Origin of the sequence: Streptosporangium brasiliense (assembly GCF_030811595.1) — a bacterium.
GTDB classification, from domain to species: domain Bacteria; phylum Actinomycetota; class Actinomycetes; order Streptosporangiales; family Streptosporangiaceae; genus Streptosporangium; species Streptosporangium brasiliense.
Window position 1 is genome coordinate 3638607 of the sequence record NZ_JAUSRB010000002.1, and the last position, 19539, is coordinate 3658145.

The following is a 19539-nucleotide window of genomic DNA, read 5'->3' on the forward strand; positions in this document are numbered from 1 at the left end:
CACCGATGGGGGTTAGTGTTCCGCTGGTCAAGCGTCGTCGGTGACCGGGGAGGCCGCGTTGTCGTACATGATCGGCACCCCTCCCGGGCCGGACGACGCCACGGATCCAGCGGGATTCGTCATGGCGCTGGGGCGGCTGCGGCGCTGGTCGGGCCTGAGCTACCGGCAGCTCGCGGCCAAGGCGGAGGCGTCCGGCGACGTCCTTCCCCCCAGCACGGCGGTCGGGGCGCTCAGCCGGGCGGCACTGCCGCGAGAAGAGCTGGTCGCCGCCTTCGTCCGGGCCTGCGGGGTGGATGAGACGGTCGTCGCTCACTGGGTCGCCGTCCGCAGGCATCTCGCCGCCTCCGCCGCCCCACGGCCGCCTCTGCCCGTCGAGGAGGCCTACGCCCCCCTCCCCGCCGATCCGCGGCAGGATCCCGGCCCCTCCGGGGCGGGCTCTGCGGGGGCGGACCTTCCTGGGGCCGGCTCCGTGGAATCTGGTCTCTCCGGGGCGGCCTCTACGGGATCCGGTCTTCCCAGGGCGGGCTCTGCGGGGGCGGACCTTCCTGGGGCCGGCTCCGTGGAACCTGGTCTCTCCGAGGCGGGTTCGGTGGGATCGGTCTCCGCTGGTTCCGACCTCTTCGGGGCCGATTCCGTCGGGGCGGGCTCCGCGGAAACGGATTCCGCTCTGTCCGGCCGTACTGGATCTGATTCCCTCGACTCCGGCTCCGCCGGATCGGTTCCCGCTGAATCCGAGGCCGCCGAGTCCGTTTCTCCGGGCGCTTTCTCCACCGCCCTGGATTCCGTCGCCCTGGATTCCGCCGCCCTGGATTCCGTCGGGCGGTATCCCGTTGATTCAGATTCTGTGCGACCGAATTACCCTAATACGACCTCCTCTAATACGCCCCCTCCTAATGCGGGCTCCGTTGATTCGGCATCCGCCGGCTCGGTCCTTGTCGGGTGGGCTCCGGCCGGCCCGGGCCCGGCCGCTCCGGTCCCCACCGGTCCGGATCTCGCCGATCCGATCTCCCCGGGGCCGGACCGGGCCGGTCCGTCCCCCGTCGCTCCGGTCTCCATCGGTCTGTCCTCCAGCGATCCGGTCTCCACCGGCCAGGTCCCCGACGAGTCCGGGCCCGACGGTCCGGGGCCTGACGCTCGGGTCTCCACCGGTCCGGCATCCGCCGCTCCGGGGGCGAGGTCGTGGCGGCGGCCCATGGTCGCGGTGGCGGGGGCCGTCGCGGCACTGGTCGTGATCGGCGTCGCGGTGATGGCGGCGGCCGCGGGGACCTCCGCGCCCGGTTCTCCGACGGCGGAGGCCACGCGTTCCACCTTCCCGGGGTCCGTGCTCGCCGACGGCTGGTACCGGATCGTCCCCTCCCACGTCGCCGACCGTGACCTGTGCCTGGGAGAGGGACGCGAGCGTAACCGCCGCACCGACCGGGAGCTGGCCGTCCAGCGCTCCTGCCAGGGCCTGTCCCCCGACACCTACGTGGCGGCCGTGGGCCGTGACGTCTACCAGATCGAGTGGCACCACCCCGTCCAGGGCGTCGGCTGTCTGACGGTCGACCAGCCCTCCGACGGCAAGCCCGCCAAGAGCGGGGCCCCCGTCTACGGCGAGGCCCTGGTCGGGCCGTCGAACTGCACCAGGGCCGCCAACCAGCGTTTCCTCCTGGAGCCGGCCGATGCGCGGGTGTCCGGGGGCTTCACGGTCCGGCCCGTGCACAGCGGCATGTGCCTCGGCGTCCTGGGCGGGGTGGCCGACGTGGACGTCGGGGCCGAGCTGGTCCAGCACAACTGCACCGGCGGCGCCGACCAGGTGTTCCTCTTCGTCCCCGCCTCGGCGCCGGCGCAGGGCGGACGGGCCTCGGCGCCGTGATCCCCCGTCAGCCGGCGGGCTGTCCGGCCAGGGGCTGCCGGATGGCCAGGGGCTGCCGGAAATAGGGATCCTTACCGGCCTCGGCGAACGCCTCCAGCACGCCGGGGCCGGTGAGTGAGAAGTCGCACTTGTCGGCGTCGGTGTTGTTCCACTGGATGATCGCCTTGAGGTTGGGCATCGTCTTCATCGCCTCGGGGATGTCGCGGTACCAGTCGGCGCGCGCCGAGGTGTCGCTCCGGTGGCTCTCGGTCCCGTATTCGGCGAGGATCAGGGGCTTGTCGGCGAAGCCGTTCTGCTGGAACCACTCGTAGGTCGGCCCTACGGTCTCCTTGAAGTCCTGCCAGTCGGCGCCGCGGCAGGTCGCGAAGTTGTAGGGGTCGTAGCTGATCCAGTCGACGTAGTCGTCACCCGGGTAGTAGGCCTTCCACCGGTCCCGGAACGGGTAGTAGCCGGTGACGCCCCAGACCCAGAGCGCGTTGGTCGCGCCGGCCTGCCGGAAGCCGTCGACGATGCGCTTGTAGGCCGCGATGTACTCGGTGGAGGTCTGCCCGCTCTCGTCGCGGTCCTTCTCCCCGTCGAAGCCGACCAGGACGGGCCTGCCGTAGCTCTTCACCCGGGCGGCCTGGTCGGCGATCGCCTGGTCGTAGTGTCCGGCCGCGATGTCGCGCCAGGCGATGTCGAGGTTCTCGTCCCAGATGCTCGACTCCCAGCCGAGGAACAGGATGCGGTCGGTGCCCAGCTCGCTCTCGTCGCCCCGGAAGAACCGTCCGGCGTCGCTGTTGGACATGTCGTGATAGCTAATGGTGATGTCGAGCTTGCGGCCGATCTTCTGCTCCATGGCGGTCACGTCGGGGACCAGCTTGCGGTCGCGGCCCGGTGGCACGTGCATCCCCCACCAGGCCCCGCAGGGCGGCACGAGCCCGGTGGTCGGGGCGCACGAATCGGGTGGGTTCTGGGCGCCGGGCACCACCGGCGGCCGGTCGGCCGTGGTCTGCCGGCCGGGGGAGGTGTACACGTAGACGCCCACCGCGACCACGAGGACGCCGGCCAGGCCGATGAGGATCCATCGCGACGTCGAGGATCTGCCGCCCGTCCGGGCGTGCCTTCTCTTACCGGGCATAGTCATGTGATCATCCAGGCGTTTGGTGCCGGCGGACCGGTTGTGGCCAACATGGATCGCGACTTATCACTTGCTCGAATTTTAAATTAATTTTTCTCAAGAATCGTGGCGATCGATGGCTATGGTCCGCATAAGGGAAAAATGTCGGCGTCACAGGAAGATCGCTGTCTGTGACATTACGCCCCCCGCCCCGGATCGGTGGTCGCGTACGCGTTTGGCCTGGTCAGCGGCGTGGCGACACGATCAGTGCGGGGTAGGGCGACCGGGGAGGCCGCGGCGGCACGCGCTCGCGGGCCCCTCCCCCCGGCGCAGGGCTTACCGGGCCCTCATCCGGGTCCGCAGGTGGCCGTAGCGCTTCATGGCGCGGTCGGCCGCGCCGTACAGGACCGGGCTGTCGAGGATGAACCGCCGCACCCGCCGGACCGGTGCGCTGCGCAGCCAGTGCGCCGCCGCGCCGGCCGACCGCCGCCGCACGCAGCCCTCCGCCACCGGCTCACCCCGGCTGCGCAGTGCCTCCTTGTACTCGGAGCCGGTCCCGATCCCCAGGTCCATCGACCGGATCCCGGCCGCCGCGGCCGCCTCGGCCATCCTCAGATGCTGGATCAGGCCGGGGGAATATCGGGCGAAGGCCGGGTCGTAGGCGGGGAACCAGCCGACCAGGACCGTGTCCGAGCGCAGGCCGAAGTGGCCCGCGACCGGCCTGCCGTCGCAGTAGAGCATGGACAGGGGCCCCGCGAAGTCGCCGGTGTCGACCGCGTGCAGCCGCTCGGCGAGCTCCACCACCCACGGGCTGCCGAACCGGTCCTGGCGGCCCATCCGCAGATACTGCTCCGACTTCCAGCGCCGCAGCAGCCGGAACGACTCCTCGTCGCGGACCGCGAGGTCGAAGGTGAGCTCGCCGATGTCGCGACCGAGCTTGCGCTCCTTGTAGAGGGTGGACTTGAGGAACTTGGGGGAACGCTCGCGCAGCCCCTCCACGTAGGCCGGATAGCCGTCCGCGAGGTCGAGGACGACCGCCTCCTGGCGCAGGGTCTCGAACGGCTGGAACCACGGCTGCCCGTCGACCATGCAGCCGAACTCCCACACGTGCAGCCCGCAGCCCGTCAGCAGCGCCCGCGCGTCGAACTCCGCGCCGGGCGCGTGGACCACCCCCTGGCAGAGCGACACCCAGGCGCCCAGGGCGGTGCCCGTCCCGCCGGGATGCCGTTCGAAGGGGAAGAACCCGGTCGGCCCGCTCGCCTCGGAGATGACCGCGACCCTGGCCTCGGCGCTGACCTCGCCCATCGCGATCGCGAAGTCGGGGCTGAGGAAGGGGTTGGCCAGGCGCGGGGTGGCGCGCTGCATCGCGCGCCAGGCGCTGATCTCGGCCGTGCCGAGCTCTCCCGGCCGGATGACGTCGATCCTCATATGCCGCGACCCATCCGCTGCAGCCGGCCGACGATCGCGCGGGCGGGCACCCCCGCGGTGACGGCCAGCGCCAGGTAGGCGCGGGGCTCCCAGGGGCGCCGCCGTACGGTCCGGCCGATCCAGCGCAGGGCCTGGGCGCTGCGCCCCAGGGCGGCCTCGGCGAAGGCGATCTTCCCGGCGACCTGGGCGTAGCCGCCCGGCGTCGCCGCGAGATCCGGATGGCGTTCCAGCATCCAGCGGAGCGCCGAGGAGATGGTCTCGCTGGACTCCACGAAGGAGAAGTAGGAGGAGCTGTGCAGCCTGACCCGCACGCCCGTGGCGGTCAGGTTGGTGATCGGCCCGATCCGGGCGGCCCGCAGCAGCAGCTCGTAGTCCTCGCCGTACCCGCCGGGCAGTTCCTCGCTGACCAGCCCGAAACCGTCGACCAGCGCCTCGCGGCGCATCAGGTAGGTGGAGGGATGCATCGAGGGGAGCTGCCTGCGCAGCAGGTCCCGCAGGGTCACCGTCGGGGTGGGCACCGCCCTGGCGAAGGTGGTCTCGTCGTTGAACAGCTCGATCCCGCACGTCGCGAAGTGGCCGCCGGCCCTGAGCGCGGTCACCTGAGAGCGCAGCTTGTGCGGCAGCCACAGGTCGGTGTCGTCGCAGAAGGCCACCAGCTCGCCGTCGTCCAGCAGCACGCCGGTGTTGCGGGCCCCGGCGATCCCGGGGCTGCGGGTGTTGGCGGTCACCACGACGCGGCGGCCCGGGGTGTCGGCGGCGAACGATCCGTCCGGCGGGCTCTGGTCGAAGACGGTGACACAGGTCAGGTCGCCCGGATAGTCCTGGCCGAGGATCGAGGCGATCGTCTCCTTGAGCAGTCCGGTGCGGTTGCGGGTCGGAATCACCACGGTGATCGCCGGCCAGTCGTCCACGGTGGGTCCTTTCGTCGGGGCGGGGTTTCCGGCTCGCGGGAGGGGCGGTCCTTCAGAAGTCGAAGCCCAGGCGCTGGATGCCGTTGTCGAAATTGGAGGGCAGGTATTCGGGGTCGCCCACGGCCCGGATGCCGGGGAGCCGGGTGAACAGCTCGTGGAAGATCACGTTGAGTTCGCGCCTGGCCAGGTGGGCGCCGAGGCAGAAATGCGGGCCCGGGCCGCCGAACCCCACGTGCGGGTTGGGCGAGCGGGTGATGTCGAAGGCGTCCGGATCGGTGAAGACCGACCCGTCGCGGTTGGCCGAGACATACAGCAGCGCGACCCGGTCCCCGCGCCGGAAGGCGTGGCCGTTCAGGTCGCAGTCCTCGGTGACCGTACGGCGGAACTGCATGATCGGCGTCGCGTGGCGGACGATCTCCTCGATCGCCGTGGGGATGTGCCGGTCGTAGTCGGACAGCAGCAGCTCCCGCTGCCCGGGGTGGGCGGAGAGCAGATGGAGACCGTGGGCGATCGCGTTGCGGGTGGTCTCGTTGCCCGCCACGAGGAGCAGGGTGAAGAACGAGCCCAGCTCCCGCGCGGTCAGCCGCTCACCGTCGACGTTCGCGTGGACCAGGGCGGAGACCAGGTCGTCGGACGGCTCGTTCCGGCGCCGCCGCCCGAGGCGGATCACCAGGCGCTGCAGGCTCATCAGGGCCGAGGCGTTGCGCACCCCCATGCGCAGCGCCCGCACCAGGTCGGAGCGGACCCCGGAGTATTCCGTGGAGGTGTCGACGTGCCGGTGCACCTCACCCCGGAGATCGCCGGGGATGCCCATCATGTCGCAGATGACGTTGATGGGCAGCCGGGCGGCCACGGCCCCGACGAAGTCGCGGGGGCGGTGCGCGAGCACGTCGTCGACGATCTCCGCGCTGGTCCTGCGCAGGTCCTCCTCCAGTTTGGCCAGCATCCGGGGGGTGAACGCGCGGGCCACGATCCGCCGGAGCCGGGCGTGGCGGGGGTCGTCCATGTCGACCATCGCCTCGCCGAAGACGTGCCGCACCCACCCGGGAGGCTGCGGGCTCGACACCGAGGGCTCGCTGCTGAACACCGCGGGACGCCTGCTGGCCTCCACCACGTCCGCGTGTCTGACCAGGGCGTGGAAACCGGTGCCCGAGCGGAGGAACGGCACGCGGCGCTCGGCGAAGAACCTCGGTGCCGGAAGCTCCCGCAGCCGGGCGAAGACCGCGAGCCGGGCCTGCGGGGGCTGTGTCCAGAACGCCAGGTCGGCCAGGTCGTCGGTGGTCACATCCATCTAGGCTGCCGTTCTCGTCGTCTGGCCGTCAGGTCGTCGGTGATCACATCCATCTAGGCCGCCGTTCTCATCGTCCGGCCGTCGTCGGCCGCGGCCTTCTCGGGACGCCGCCGTGCCCCGCGCGCCGCCGCCAGGGTCAGGGCGAGCGCGCAGAGGCCGAGCAGGCAGAGCAGGGAGATCTGGACGCGCTCGGCCGGCGCCAGCCAGAGTCCGACCGTCACCAGCATCGCCGCCGGCCAGTGGAACCGCTCGTCACGGTGGACGGCCCTGGCGGCCAGCAGCGCCGGGGCGAGCGCCGCCACGGCGGCGGCGACAGGTGCCCACACCAGCAGCGGGGTGGGATCGGTGAGCCCCATGGCGCGGGCGAGGAAGGCGGGCAGGGCGAGGAGCCAGTCCCCGCCGGCGGCCTTCCCGGTGGCCATGATCTGTGTCACCCTCCCGGCGAGGCTCCCGGCCGAGCCGGCCATGGCCTCCGTCCCGTGCAGGCACAGGGTCACCGCGACGAGCTGCGCCCACAGCACCACCCGCCTGCGCCGCATGGCCAGCTCCGCGACGGAGGCCACGATCACCAGCCCGGCGCCGAGGGCCGTCGCGACGGCCCTGGGCAGGACCGGCGGCCCGCCGTCCGCGGCGGCGAGCGCGACGACCGCCAGGCCCTCCACGGTGATCAGCGGGGGCAGCCACCGCCCCGCCCGCACCGGCCACGGCAGGCCGGGCCGGGCGGGCTCCGCCGCCTCGGCGGTTGCCCTCCTGGCGGGCCTGGCGGCCAGGGTGGGATGCGCGTCGACGATCATCATCACCAGCGTCGGAGTCTCGTCCGGTGACCTCTCGACGGCCGGCGTCCGCGCCCCGCGCACCACCTTGACCAGGCCCGGGCCGACGACGAGCATGACGATCACCTGGGCCGCGAGGGTGCCGAGGCCCACGCCGGTGATGCCATGTCTCTGGAAGAGGAGGAACGACAGCCCCACGACCAGGACGCACAGCAGCGCCTGGAGCACGAGCAGGGTCCGCGCCCTGCTGCGGGCGCGGAGCACCCCCAGATAGATCTCGATGACCGCGTGCGGGATCGACGCCAGGGCGAGCAGCCGCAGCACGTTGGCGCCGTGCTCGGCGAACGACGGGCCCCAGCCGAGCCGGAGGATGAGCGGCGCGGCCAGCGCGGCCACCAGCACCACGGGGACCAGGAGCATCATGGTCCGCCGGAGCGCCAGCACGCACTTACCGGCCAGCAGCGCGGGATCTCCCGACCCCTCGATGGTCAGCGAGATGGCCATGTTGACCGCCAGCATGTCGAAGACGCCGACGAGCGTGACCGCCGCGGCGTAGTAGCCGGCCGTCCGCGCGTCGACTCCCGCGAACACCAGCACCGGCATGAGATAGACGCTGGCCAGGATGAACAGCGTGCCGGGGAAGTCGCCGGCGAGGAAGCGGCCGATGCGGCCGGACCGGGGCGGGGCGCGGTGGGCGCTGCGCGCGGCGGCCAGCGGGGCCAGCCTGCCGAAGATCGCGATGCTGACCGGGACGACCGTGACGGCCACCGGGATCGTCCAGGCCAGGAAGATCCCGGTGCCGGGGAAGGCCGGGGCCAGCACGGCCAGCAACGCGATCTTGGTCACCCCGACGGCTATCCCGATCAGGGGCACCCACGTGGCCTTGCCCAGCGCGGTGAGCACCACGTCCTGGACGGTGAACACGCACCACAGGAAGACCGACAGCAGGAACCAGCCGGCCAGGCCGGGGCCGGCCAGCCCGCTGAAGTTGGGGCCCCACATGTCGAGCGTGGACAGGAAGAACACGGTGGCGACGACCGCCGCGCCGCCGCCCACCAGATAGGTGGAGCCGATCAGGCGTCCGGTCGCCCGGCCGCCCTCGGGCAGGAAACGGGTCAGCGCGCCGACGAACCCGAACGCGGTCAGCGCCGCGAGCAGGCGCATCGCGGCGATCAGCGCGGAGGAGCGGCCGTAGTCGCTCTCGCTGTAGAAGCGCACCGCGACCGTCCAGTAGGCCAGGCCGAGCACTCCGGCGGCCCCCGCGTTGACGATCAGCGAGTAGGCGTTGCGCAGCAGGGGGTCGTTCAGGTCTCTGGGCAGCCGGTTCCACAGGCTCCGCGGCGCTCCCCGCCGGTCCTGCCGCCGGCCTCGGCGCAGGCTCTGGCGCCGCTGCCGCCGCCGCTCCTGCCGCCCTCGTGCCGTCCCGCCGGACAGACCCGTGTCAGTCACCGTCCGTTACCCGTCCCGGCGTGTGTGTCGAGAGAATCCGTCGTAGCCCGTAACGTGTCCGCCGCACCAGCGCGTATCCCTTGGTGAGAGCCCGTTCACGCAGGTAGAGCACCGGGAGCCGGTGTCCGGCGACCGCGCTGCCGAACTTGGTCATGGAGGTCTGCTCGGTGACCGTCAGGCGGGGCAGCGCCAGCAGGTCGTCGCCCTCGCGGAAGGCGTCGTTGGCCACCGCGCAGGCGGTCCAGTAGCCGGCCCTGCGCACCTCTCGGCGGACCCGTGCGCTGGAGTATCCGTAGGGGTAGGCCATGGTGGCCACCGGACGGCCGAGCCGGTCTTCGAGCAGGGCCTTGTTCGTGCGCAGCTCGTTGCGGAGCTCCCGGTCCGGGAGCTGGTCGAGTTGTGGGTGGCTGTGGCTGTGGCCGCCGACCTCCATGCCGCAGGAGACCGCCTCGCGCACCTGGCTCCAGGTCAGCATGGGGGCCGGCCGCCGCCCGGCCGCGACGGGGCCGGAGTCCTGGACCCAGCCGCTGGTCACGAAGACCGTGGCCGGCCAGCCGAAGCGCGCCAGGATCGGCAGCGCCTGGCTGTGGAAGTCGGCGTATCCGTCGTCGAAGGTGATCGCGACGGGCCGGTCGGGCATCGCCGCCGTCCGGTGCATCCCCGCGACCAGGTCCGACAGGGTCATCGGGGTGAAGCCCCGGTCGCGGAGCATGCCGAGCTGCTCGGCGAACCGTCCCGGCGAGACCGCCAGCGGCCGGGTCTCGTCGTTCGGGTGGTCGTTCACCGAGTGGTACATCAGGATCGGGACACGGATCATGATCGCCCCAGCTTCAGCCGCGCCGTGCCCACCGCGTAGCCCCAGGCGGTGCAGGCCAGGCCGGCGACGATGGCCGAGGCCCGGCCGAGGCCCGGCAGGTCGCCCCGGAGCGCCTCGCCGACGCCGCGCAGCACGCCCAGCGGGAGGGTCCTCATCACGTACGCCCGTTCGCTCGACAGCCCGTCGCCGGCGCCGACGCTTGAGGCGACCAGGGCCTTGGACAGCCCCTCGGCGTAGCAGCGCGACCTGAAGTAGGCGAACCCCGCCCGCTGCGCGGAGACCTTGTGCCCGATCACCGCGTCCGGCTCGAACAGCATCACCGAGCCGGGGCGGCGCTGCGACAGCCGGATGCAGAACTCGGTCTCCTCGCACCCGAGCGGGCGGCTCCGGCGCCCCTGCACGCTGCGGCCCATCCCGGTGTGGAAGCCGCCGATCTCGCCGACGGCCTCCCTGCGGAAGGCGGCGTTGCCGCCCATGACGTTGCGGATCCGGGCCCGCCGGGTGGGCATGCCCCGGTAGGCGCACCCCACGGTCCAGTCGAACTCGTGCGGCAGCCACCGGGGACGGTGCCCGGTGGCCCACAGCGGCCTGGTCAGCCCGCCCACCCCCACGATGGTCGGGTCCTGGAAGCCCTCCTCCAAAGCCTCCAGCCAGCCAGGCTCCGCGACCGCGTCATCGTCGAGATAGGCCACGATGTCGCCCGAGGCGGTCGCCGCACCGGTGTTCTTGCCGCCGGACAGTCCCTTCTCGTGCGTGTTCGCCACCACGGTCATGCCGGGATACTCCTGCTTGAGCCTCAGGTGCAGGTCCGGGTTGTGGTCGACGACCAGGATGATCTCGTACGGCCTGCGCCGCTGGCCCTCGACCGACGCGACGGCCGCCCGGATGTCCTCCCAGCGCTCCTCGGTGTAGACGCATATGACGACGCTGCTCCTCATGGCTACGCCGCGCCCTGATCCGCCGCCGGCGTGGCCTGGGGCTCCGGGACCGGCGCGGCCGGCCGCTGGCGCCACTCCCGGATGATGGTCCTGAGCACGCGCAACCCGTCGCGGACCGCGCGCAGATTGCTCTCGCCGTGGATGCGGCACCGCTCGTGGCTGGGCACCTCATGGACGCGGAGCCCGGCCTTGGCGGCGCGGATGTTCATCAGCGTCTCGACCTCGAAGCCCTCGCAGTCGAGGTCGAGCGCCTTCAGGTGACGGGCCCAGAAGGCGTTGTAGCCGTAGCACAGGTCGCTGTAGCGGGTGCCGTAGATCAGGTTCACCAGCGTGGTGAGGACCTTGTTGCCGGCCCGGCGGCTGAAGGTCAGGTCGTCGCTGCCCCCGCCGGCGGCGTAGCGGGATCCCTTGACGAAGTCCGCCCCGGTGACCAGGGCGCCGACGAAGTGGATGATCTCGCGGCCGTCGGTGGATCCGTCGGCGTCGATCATCACGATGATGTCCCCGGTGCACGCGGCGAAGCCGGCGGCGAGCGCGTCGCCCTTGCCCTTGCCGGTCTGGGTGACGATCCGCACGTTGGGCCGGAGCCTCCTGGCGACGGCGACGGTGTCGTCCACCGAGTTGCCGTCGACGAGGATGATCTCGTCTATCCACTGCGGGAGCGTGGCGAAGACGTGCGGGAGGTTCTCCGCCTCGTTCATCGCGGGCACGACGACGCTGACGGTCGGGGAAATGGCCATGTGAGGGGTGAGCGGGGTGAACCGCTCAAGAGGCGGCATGGAACGTAACACGCCGAGCTGCTTACCGTTCTGTCTGACGGTGTCGGGATTCATGATGGCGGATATTCCTTCTGTCCTTCCGTTGCGACCGCTCCCGGCGTGAGGTGAGAACGGCGCGACTGTGATCGAGGGATGCCTTGCGTCGGGAGAGTGAAGGGTGTGGGTCGGGAGTGAAGGATGTCGGAAAAGCGCTTACAGGGAATGAGGTGGGTGCTGGGAAAAAGGTGGCTATTGTGCCTTGGTTGACTGTTCTGTGGTGGGACGAGGCAGGAGGAGGGATCTCGCTCTGCCGTAACTCTTGAGCAGCCGGTCGGCGGCCCGGAAAAGGGAGGGGTTGTCCACTACGGCGGTGCGGAGTCTGTTGACGGGGACCCGGCCCACCCACTGGACGGCGGCCACGGGAGAGGGGCGCGAAATGCGGGCCTCTGCGACCATCAGGGCATCGGTTCTGAGCCATTCCTTGTATTCGCGTCCCCCCTTGCCCATGTCCACCCGGCGCAGCCCCGCGCCCGCGGCGTGTTCGGCCATGTGCAGGTGGTGGATGATCCCGGGGGAGTAGCGCGCGAAGGAGGGGTCGTAGGCGGGGAACCAGCCCACCAGGGTGTCCGCCGTACGCAGCCCGAAGTGCCCGGCGACGGGGGTGTCTCCGGCGTAGAGCATGGTGAGCACGCCGGCGAAGTCGTCGGATCGCCGCGAGTGCAGCTCTTCGGCGAGCCGCACGATCCAGGGCTGGGCGAAGCGGTCGACCCGTCCGGTCCGGCGGTACTGGTCCGACTTCCAGTTCATGACCGTGCGCAGCGTCCCGGCGTCGGCGCAGGCCCATTCGAGGCGGACCTCGCCCTGCTCGCGGCCGAGCTTGCGCTCCTTGTAGCGGACGGTCTTGTAGTTCTTCGCCGAACCGGCGCGCACCCGCTCGACGTAGGCCTCGAAACCGCCGCTGAGATCCATGACGGGGGCCGGCCGTACGTCGGTCTCGTAGGGGGCGAAGGTGGGCTGGCCGGCGACCAGGTGGTCGAAGTCGATGGCCGACAGCCCGCAGGCGCGGAGCAGCTCCCGCGGGTCGAGCTTCAGCTCGGGGACCGAGATCAGCCCGTGGCAGGTGGTGAGGTAGCCGCCCAGCGGTCTGCCGAGGCCGAAGCCGTGCCGTTCGTGGGGGAAGAAGCCGGTGATCTCGCCGCCGTCTTCGACCACCGCGACCCTCACGTAGTCGCGCAGCGCCCCCATGGCCATGGTGAACTCGACCGAGAGGAAGGGGTTGTCGAGGCCGGGGGAGGCTCTCTGGAGCTCGCGCCATCGGAGGGACTCGGCCGCGCCGAGATCCCGCGGGCGCACAACAGTGATCTTCACCCTGACCCGGCCCCCTGTTCGGTCTGCAGGTTTCCGCTTCCCCGGTGCACCAGGCGCAATACATATGTGAAGCCGCCGAGCACCGCGATCGTCGCCACTCCGGCACGGGGCGACCATGATTCAAAAGACAGCATCGCTGCGGCAAGGAGAACGTTTGCGAGAAGACTTGCCGCCACCCCAATTGATATTGCAGTAAGAGGGTCACGATCACGCAACAGTCCTACCGCGGCGACCCCGGGGACCGATAAAAGGAACAGCGGGGTAAAGATCATCCGTAGTGGGGTCTCGATGTCGGCGAGTGCGCTCGCGGCACCCGTGGCGCACGCAAGGCTGATCGCCCATTTGAGCACCTTGCGGCCTGTCGGCATCCCCGGCTCCCGGCTGATGATCGAATAGCTGATCGCATATTCATGTGACCAACCACTCCGCATGCGAGTCAATGCCGACGCATGGCGGCAGCCCATGGTTTACCGGATTGCAAAGTTAAGTCAGGAGCCCTCCGACCCGGAGTAAATGATCATGTTTTCTCCGGTTCCGCACTGGGCGCCGTGGAGGGGGTCGGCGCCGGCGTCGGCAGCGGAGCGGGGTCGCCGGGCGGATCCGACTCCTCGGGTCCGGGACCCTCCCAGGAGATCGCGCAGCTGGAGCCGCCCCCGGCGGCCTTGAACGCGACCCGCCCCGTGCCGCCCTCCGCGGGGTCGGCGGCGGTGACCCAGATCACGGCCCGGGCCCCGGCCTTGAGCCGCCCCTGCCGGGGGTGGACGTCCAGCCCGCCCGAGGTGGTCGCCGACCAGGAGATCGGGGCCTCGCGCGCCGAGAGCCGGATCTGCCCCGCGCCCTCCCCGATGTCGGTGGGACACGAGACGGCCAGCCGCCCGGCCGGGGGCGGCGGGGCGGGCGTGCGGGTGGCGCGCGGCCGGTCGGGGACCGGGCGCCGGGTCGCCGCCCGCCGGGCCGGGCCGGGTGTGGGCATGGGGGGCGGTGTCCTGGTCTTGACGGCCTCCGCGGTCCTGCCCGGAGCCGGGGTCGGCTCCGGGAGGGAGGCCGGATCAACCGGCGAGGGCTCCGCCGGGCCCGGCGCCGGGCCCGGCTCCAGCGTGATCAACGCGGGTCCCCGCTCCGGCGCGGCCTCGGCCCGCTGCGCCGGTCCGCCGGTCAGGTCCTGCCCGGTTGTCACGATCATGACCACGGCGGCGGCCAGCACGCACGCGGCGGCCGCGACGAGGGGCGGTGTCCGCCGGGCGGGTGCGCGCCGCCGGGGCTCGGCCGCCTGCCGGTGGTCGCGGGTGTCCGGGGCCGTGCCCCGCCGTCCGGTCACCGTCCGCGGTCTGTCCGGCGTGTCCAGGGCCGGCAGCGGTCGGGTGCCCTCCTCGCGCGCCCGTCCCGCCCCGGCGCGCCTCGCCCTGGGCCGCCGGGAGGACTTGGCGCGCCGCTCGGCCGCGACCGGGAACCCGGCCCGGTCGAAACGGTCACCCGCCTCGACGACGGAGGCGCGCACCCCGGCGAGGTCGGGGTTGACGCAGGTCTCGACGACCCGGCGGCGCAGGGAGAGCGGCGGGAAGGCGACCGGCACCATGTCGAGCAGCCGTCCGGCCGAGACGTGCCGGTCCCGCCGTTCCAGGCAGACCTCGCAGCGGCCGATGTGACCGGACAGCCGCCTGCGCAGCATCGTGGTGAGCGGTCCCTCCCACGAGTCGACCATCGCCGACAGGTCCGGGCAGTGCGCCCGGCCGACCCTGGCCAGGACCACGGCGGCGGCCGAGTTCTCCAGGTGCTCGCGGGCCCGGCCGAGCCGGGCGGCGGCCTGCCGGGAGGTCAGCCCGAGCACCGTGCCGACCTCGCCGGCGCTGAGATCGTGGCGCAGCGACAGCTCCAGGACCTCGCGCTCCTGCCCGCTCAGCTCGGCCAGCGCCTCGTGCACCAGCGCGGCCAGTTCGGGGTCGTCGGGGGTGTCGTGGTCGTCGAGCACCGGCGTCGGCGCCGGGCCGCGCGCCCCGGCCGCGCACCGGGTCCGGACCAGCGCGTACAGCCACGGGCGCAGCCGGCCCGGCTCGCGCAGCCGCTCCACGCGTCCGCAGGCGGTGACCAGGGCGTCGTGTACGGCGTCGGCCGCGCCGGCCCGCTCGCCCAGCAGCGAGTGGGCGTAGTCGTTGAGACGTTCGGCATAGGAGTCGTAGAGCTTTGCGGGCGCCGTGGTGTCGGCACGCCGGAGTGCCCCCACAAGTCGCTGATCGTCGGTTCGGCCGACGGCCGGCCATCCGGGCACGGACATTCCTCCCCGCGAGACGGGTACGCGTTCACGGGCCATGCCCGAGACCCCACACGCGTAGGACGCCACCTGTCCGTGGCGGGTTGTCCTAACCGGTCGATACCATGCCGACACGGTATGAACTGGTAAAACTGCGACAGGTGGGGCCCGTGTGACGCCGGCCGTACGGGAAGGAGATCAGCAGTTGGGCGCGCAGAGACGGCGCTCCATGCCCTCCAGGAAGAACTTGCGGACCTGGAGGATGTCCCGGGCGATGAACGCCTCGCCACCGGTCGACTTGGCCAGCGCGTCCATCTGCTTCTTGCCCTTGGCCGCGTCCGGGCCGAAGGCGATGAGCAGGATGCTGACCGGCTTCTCCGGGTTGTAGGTCTTCTTCAGGTACTGCAGGATCTCCTCGTTGGAGATGCCCTCCGGGTCGTCGTTGCCGGCGCCGTCGGTGAGGATCAGCACTGTGTTGATCTTGTCGCCCTGATATTCCTTGGTCATCTGCCCGTAGGCGGCCTTGAGGGTGTCGTTCAGGCCGGTGTCGCCGGTGGGCTTGGCCTGGATCGTGGCGAGCTTCTGGGCGAGCAGGTCCTTGCGGAGCACACCGTTGATGTTCTCCGTCAGCGGTCCGACCGGGACCGTCCTGCGGTAGTCCACGCCCTGCGCGGTGAGGTGGGTCGAGTATTCCCACACCCCGATCTCGCTCTTGGCCGGGAACAGCCGCATGCCCTCCATGGCGATCTTGGAGATCACGCGCATCCGGTCCGAGCCGGTCCCGGGGACCGGCAGCGCCATCGTGCCGGAGACGTCCAGCAGCGCCAGCAGCCGCGTGCCGAGGTTCAGCCGGGACCACGACTGCGACATCCGCGCGACCGTCTTGGCGTCGGGCGTCCGCAGCGTCTTGGGGGCCTTGGCCTGGAAGCCGCCGTCGGCGACCGCCGCGCCGCCCTTGCCGTCCGGGGTCCGGAAGCCCAGGTCGTGAAGTGTCTTCCGGGCGGCCTCGGTGCCGAACTCCTTCTGGAAGGCTTCGGCGGCCTTGCGGACCGTGGCGTCCTCGGTGGTGATCACCATGGGGTAGTCGAGGTTGAGGGTGCCCTCGGCCGGATAGAGCGGCACCGCCGGGACCTCGGGCTTCTTGGTGGTGTTGAACGCCCAGACGCCCTGCTCCGAGGCGATGCCGAGCGGGGCCCGGGTGCCCTTGACGCCGAGGCTGGACAGCAGCGCGTCCTGGTCGCGGACCGCCGACCCGGACAGCGTCTTGAGCGCTCCGACCAGTTGCGCCTGACCTGCGCCCGAGGCCCTGGCCACACCGGAGGCGGCCAGCAGGGCGCCGAGCCCGGCGGCGTTGAAGGAGGGGTCGGGCGCGAGCACGCGCACCTTGCGGCCCGGACCCTCGACGTTGGCCACGTTGGCGGCGTTGATCATGCCGCTCCAGCTCGCCTCGCCGAAGCTCTTCTTCAGGTTCGGAACCACCGAGCCGGAGGCCACCATGACGATGGGGGAGTGGGCCACGGAGGCGCCGGCGGCGGGCGCCTGCGGGTGTTTGGCCCGCAGGTTGGTCACCCACAGCCCGGAGTCCGGGATCCACACGTCCATCGCCGCCGCCTTGCCGCCGGCCAGCCCGGAGGCCACCGTCGCCGGGACGCCCTCGGCCACCGTGACGTCGGCGCACCCGCCGTCGACGTCGTGGCCGGCCTTGTTGAAGCGCTCGGCGATCCGGGACACGGCGGGCTGGATGTCGGGGGAGGCGGTGACCCGCAGCGCGACCCGCTCGCCGGCGCATCCCCGGTCCCGGTTGATGATCACAAAGGCGGCGACACCGAGGAGCACCGCGAGGGCGACGGATCCGGCCAGCGGGACCAGCACCTGGCCGCGCCCGCCACGGCGCCGTCTGGGCGGTTCCTGGTGGGAGGCATAGCCGTCCTCTAGTTCATCCGACCGGTGACGTCCGCCCACGATGCCTTCTTCGGTGTCGATGTCCTGAAGTTAGCGGGTCACCCTACCGGGAGTTTCTCCGCAACATTCACGGAACTGTACTGGGAACACTTACCGTGGCAAAACACCCCTCACGGTGCGGATATCACCCTACGCGACAGTAACTAACGTCTGTGATCTCTGCGTGAAAGCCCAGCTCAGTGGCAGCAGGAATGCCCGCGCCAGGCCCTCCGGCCCTCCCGCACGGCCACCGCCGCCAGCAGCACCGCCACGGCGGGATCGGCCCACCACCACCCGGCGCCGTTCAGCGCCAGACCGGCCAGCACCCCCGCGGCCATCAGCGCGCACAGCAGGTTCTGGGTCCCCTCACCCGTGGTCGCCGCCGAGTGCAGCCGGGCGCCGAGGCGCCGTTTGGCCCGGCCCAGCAGCGGCATGCCGACCAGGGCGGCCGCCGTCACCGCGATGCCCAGCGGGCTGGGCACCGCCCGGTGCCCGGCGTCGAGGTCGTGCGCCACATGGACCAGCAGGTAGGGGGCGAGCAGCCAGAAGCTGACCGCCACCGCCTTGCGGGCCCGGTCCTCGGCTCCGGCCGAGTGGGTCCGCGATCCGGTGAACCGCCAGACCACGACCAGGCTGGCCGCCGCCTCCACCAGCGACGACGTGCCCCAGCCGATGAGCGCGACGGAGTGCGAGCCCAGCCCGGCGGCGAGGCCGAGCACGCTCTCGGCGCCCAGCCAGGCCAGGGTGACCAGGGAGAGCGCACGTGCCCTGCGGGCGTCGCGCAGCCACTCGTCGCCCCCCGCGGGCCGTGCCAGCACCATCTGGTCAGCCACGACGCCTCCCGGATCCCCCTGCCGCAACGGTAAGCAACATACACGTCACCATGTGTGATCGGCAGCGTGAAGCCACAGGCGCTCGGTGCCGGCCGGAACCGCGTAGTCTCCCGGCCAGGGCGGCGCCGTCTCCCGGAGGGAGCACGCCCAGTTTCTCGGGGGGAAGTCCGTGCCGTTCACGCCCAGCCACATCGCCGCGGTGCTGCCGCTGCTCTCCTCGGCGCGGGCGCGCCGGGTGCTGGACCCCTGGGCCCTCGCCCTGGGCACGATGGCGCCCGACCTGCCGATCTTCCTCCCCTTCCTGCCCGACTACGCGTTCTGGCACTCCACCCGGGGCGTCCTCACGATCGACCCGCTCGCCGTCGTCGTGCTGCTCGCGCTCTTCCACGGCCTGCTCCGCGACCCGCTGACCGCGCTGCTCCCGCCGGGGCTCTCCGGACGCGTCGCCGCGCTGTTCCCCGGCGAGTACGGCCTGCGGCAGCTGCCCGCCGTGATCGCCGGCGGTGTCGTCGGCGCCTTCACCCACAAGCTGTGGGACTCCTTCACCCACCATTACAGCTCGGCCTTCTGGGGCTGGGACTGGCTGGACGCGCGGGTGGCCGGGCTCCTGCCGGTCTTCCGCCTGCTGCAGTACCTGTCCACCGTCGGCGGCCTGGCCGCCGTGGCCTGGTGGGCCCTGCGCGGGCTGACCCGGATGCCGCCGCAGGCGCCGCCGGAGCGCCTCCTGCTCTCCGGCCGGACCCGCTACGGCGTCCTGCTGGCGGCCGTCCTCGCCACCCTGCTGGGCGGGGCGCTCTGGCCGCTGGCCTTCCCGCCCCACGGACTGGCCGAGACGGTCACCAGGGTGGGGGCGGGAGTGGTGGCCGGCTGCGGTGCCCTGCTGCTCCTCTACGCGGGAATGTGGCAGCTCAGGCGGCTCATGGCAGTATTCGAAGGTGTTTAACGTCTCGGATCCCCGCCTCGCCGACTACGCCAACCTGCGCGACGTCGAGCTGCGCAAGAGCCTGGAGGCCGAGCACGGCCTGTTCATCGCCGAAGGGGAGAAGGTGATCCGCCGGGCCGTCGCGGCCGGTTACCCGGTGCGGTCGGTGCTGCTGACCCGGCGCTGGGCCGACCCGCTCGCCGACCTGCTCGACGGGCTCGGCGACCGGGTCTACGTGGTGGACGACGACGTCATGGAGAAGATCGCCGGCTTCCCGGTGCACCGGGGCGCGCTCGCCGCGATGGAGCGGCGCGAGCTGCCCGCGGTGCGGGAGATCCTGCGCGGAGCCTCCCGGCGCGTTCTCGTCCTCGAGGACCTCGTCGACCACGGCAACGTCGGGGCGATCTTCCGGTGCGCCGCCGCACTGGGCGTCGAGGCCGTGATCCTGTCGCCCCGCTGCGCCGACCCCCTCTACCGGAGGTCGGTCAAGGTGTCGATGGGCGCGGTCTTCGCGATCCCGTACGCGCGGATGGCCAACTGGTACGACGGCCTGGAGGAGCTCCGCGCGGCGGGCTTCCAGACGCTGGCGCTGACCCCGGACCAGTCCGCCGCGCCCATCGACGGGGTCGCCATGGCCGACCGGGTCGCCCTGCTGCTGGGGTCGGAGGGGGACGGGCTGTCCTCCCGCTGGCTGCACGAGGCCGACCGACCGGTCTGCATCCCGATGAGCCCGGCGGCGATGGACCTGGGTGTCGACTCCCTCAACGTGGTGGCCGCCGCCGCCATCGCCTGCCACGGCCTGATGCGCGGCGGTCCGGCCGGCCCGCCCCACGGAGCTCCAGGTGCGCCGGTTCCGGCGTGACGCCAGACTTCACACCCCGCTGATCCCGGTCAAGGAGGACCCCGCT

General features: G+C 71.9%; 16 protein-coding genes. 3 read left to right on the top strand and 13 right to left on the bottom strand.

What is annotated here, in order from left to right; all coding sequences use genetic code 11:
• Nucleotides 1-1192: 1192 nt before the first annotated feature.
• Nucleotides 1193-1855: an RICIN domain-containing protein gene (locus tag J2S55_RS25400; protein ID WP_306865702.1), complete on the top strand. Its 663-nt coding sequence runs from the start codon at nt 1193-1195 to the stop codon at nt 1853-1855.
• A gap of 7 nt (nt 1856-1862) precedes the next feature.
• On the opposite strand, the gene J2S55_RS25405 is transcribed toward J2S55_RS25400, so the two are convergent.
• The 13 genes from J2S55_RS25405 to J2S55_RS25465 form a co-directional block, all read right to left on the bottom strand.
• Complete coding sequence (locus J2S55_RS25405) at nt 1863-2975, bottom strand: glycoside hydrolase family 26 protein (protein WP_306865704.1); 1113 nt, start codon at nt 2973-2975, stop codon at nt 1863-1865.
• Nucleotides 2976-3290: 315 nt separating this feature from the next.
• Nucleotides 3291-4382 (bottom strand): GNAT family N-acetyltransferase, encoded by a 1092-nt coding sequence (locus J2S55_RS25410; RefSeq protein WP_306865706.1) that lies wholly within the window; start codon nt 4380-4382, stop codon nt 3291-3293.
• Entirely contained in the window at nt 4379-5293 is a 915-nt protein-coding gene (locus J2S55_RS25415) for a glycosyltransferase family 2 protein (RefSeq protein WP_306865708.1), read from the bottom strand. The genes J2S55_RS25410 and J2S55_RS25415 overlap by 4 nt, the downstream gene beginning before the upstream one ends.
• A 52-nt stretch (nt 5294-5345) precedes the next feature.
• Nucleotides 5346-6584 (bottom strand): cytochrome P450, encoded by a 1239-nt coding sequence (locus tag J2S55_RS25420; protein ID WP_306865709.1) that lies wholly within the window; start codon nt 6582-6584, stop codon nt 5346-5348.
• Between the two features lie 53 nt (nt 6585-6637).
• The gene (locus J2S55_RS25425; RefSeq protein WP_306865711.1) at nt 6638-8806 is read right to left on the bottom strand and encodes a lipopolysaccharide biosynthesis protein; all 2169 of its coding nucleotides are present in this window, start codon (nt 8804-8806) and stop codon (nt 6638-6640) included.
• Nucleotides 8799-9623, bottom strand: coding sequence for a polysaccharide deacetylase family protein (locus tag J2S55_RS25430; RefSeq protein ID WP_306865713.1), 825 nt, complete (start codon nt 9621-9623; stop codon nt 8799-8801). The genes J2S55_RS25425 and J2S55_RS25430 overlap by 8 nt, the downstream gene beginning before the upstream one ends.
• Nucleotides 9620-10561, bottom strand: coding sequence for a glycosyltransferase family 2 protein (locus J2S55_RS25435; protein ID WP_306865715.1), 942 nt, complete (start codon nt 10559-10561; stop codon nt 9620-9622). The genes J2S55_RS25430 and J2S55_RS25435 overlap by 4 nt, the downstream gene beginning before the upstream one ends.
• 2 nt (nt 10562-10563) lie before the next feature.
• Complete coding sequence (locus tag J2S55_RS25440; protein ID WP_306865717.1) at nt 10564-11394, bottom strand: glycosyltransferase family 2 protein; 831 nt, start codon at nt 11392-11394, stop codon at nt 10564-10566.
• A gap of 174 nt (nt 11395-11568) precedes the next feature.
• The gene (locus J2S55_RS25445; RefSeq protein ID WP_306865720.1) at nt 11569-12687 is read right to left on the bottom strand and encodes a GNAT family N-acetyltransferase; all 1119 of its coding nucleotides are present in this window, start codon (nt 12685-12687) and stop codon (nt 11569-11571) included.
• Complete coding sequence (locus J2S55_RS25450; RefSeq protein WP_306865722.1) at nt 12684-13151, bottom strand: hypothetical protein; 468 nt, start codon at nt 13149-13151, stop codon at nt 12684-12686. Before J2S55_RS25450 ends, J2S55_RS25445 begins: the two co-directional genes overlap by 4 nt.
• A 53-nt stretch (nt 13152-13204) precedes the next feature.
• Nucleotides 13205-14953, bottom strand: coding sequence for an RNA polymerase sigma factor (locus J2S55_RS25455; RefSeq protein WP_306865724.1), 1749 nt, complete (start codon nt 14951-14953; stop codon nt 13205-13207).
• Between the two features lie 180 nt (nt 14954-15133).
• Nucleotides 15134-16897, bottom strand: coding sequence for a substrate-binding and VWA domain-containing protein (locus J2S55_RS25460; RefSeq protein ID WP_306865725.1), 1764 nt, complete (start codon nt 16895-16897; stop codon nt 15134-15136).
• A gap of 176 nt (nt 16898-17073) precedes the next feature.
• Nucleotides 17074-17709: a cation efflux transmembrane domain-containing protein gene (locus J2S55_RS25465; RefSeq protein ID WP_306865727.1), complete on the bottom strand. Its 636-nt coding sequence runs from the start codon at nt 17707-17709 to the stop codon at nt 17074-17076.
• Between the two features lie 169 nt (nt 17710-17878).
• On the opposite strand from J2S55_RS25465, the gene J2S55_RS25470 reads away from it, so the two are divergent.
• Nucleotides 17879-18652 (top strand): DUF4184 family protein, encoded by a 774-nt coding sequence (locus J2S55_RS25470; RefSeq protein ID WP_306865729.1) that lies wholly within the window; start codon nt 17879-17881, stop codon nt 18650-18652.
• A complete protein-coding gene (locus J2S55_RS25475; RefSeq protein WP_306865731.1) occupies nt 18645-19493 on the top strand; it encodes a TrmH family RNA methyltransferase in 849 nt (282 codons plus the stop codon). Before J2S55_RS25470 ends, J2S55_RS25475 begins: the two co-directional genes overlap by 8 nt.
• Nucleotides 19494-19539: the final 46 nt, after the last annotated feature.

Bases quoted from the DNA above. Each gene is read 5' to 3' on its own strand.
- J2S55_RS25400 (WP_306865702.1), top strand. From the start codon at position 1,193: ATGGTCGCGGTGGCGGGGGCCGTCGCGGCACTGGTCGTGATCGGCGTC.
- J2S55_RS25405 (WP_306865704.1), bottom strand. From the start codon at position 2,975: ATGCCCGGTAAGAGAAGGCACGCCCGGACGGGCGGCAGATCCTCGACG.
- J2S55_RS25410 (WP_306865706.1), bottom strand. From the start codon at position 4,382: ATGAGGATCGACGTCATCCGGCCGGGAGAGCTCGGCACGGCCGAGATC.
- J2S55_RS25420 (WP_306865709.1), bottom strand. From the start codon at position 6,584: ATGGATGTGACCACCGACGACCTGGCCGACCTGGCGTTCTGGACACAG.
- J2S55_RS25430 (WP_306865713.1), bottom strand. From the start codon at position 9,623: ATGATCCGTGTCCCGATCCTGATGTACCACTCGGTGAACGACCACCCG.
- J2S55_RS25435 (WP_306865715.1), bottom strand. From the start codon at position 10,561: ATGAGGAGCAGCGTCGTCATATGCGTCTACACCGAGGAGCGCTGGGAG.
- J2S55_RS25440 (WP_306865717.1), bottom strand. From the start codon at position 11,394: ATGAATCCCGACACCGTCAGACAGAACGGTAAGCAGCTCGGCGTGTTA.
- J2S55_RS25450 (WP_306865722.1), bottom strand. From the start codon at position 13,151: ATGGGCTGCCGCCATGCGTCGGCATTGACTCGCATGCGGAGTGGTTGG.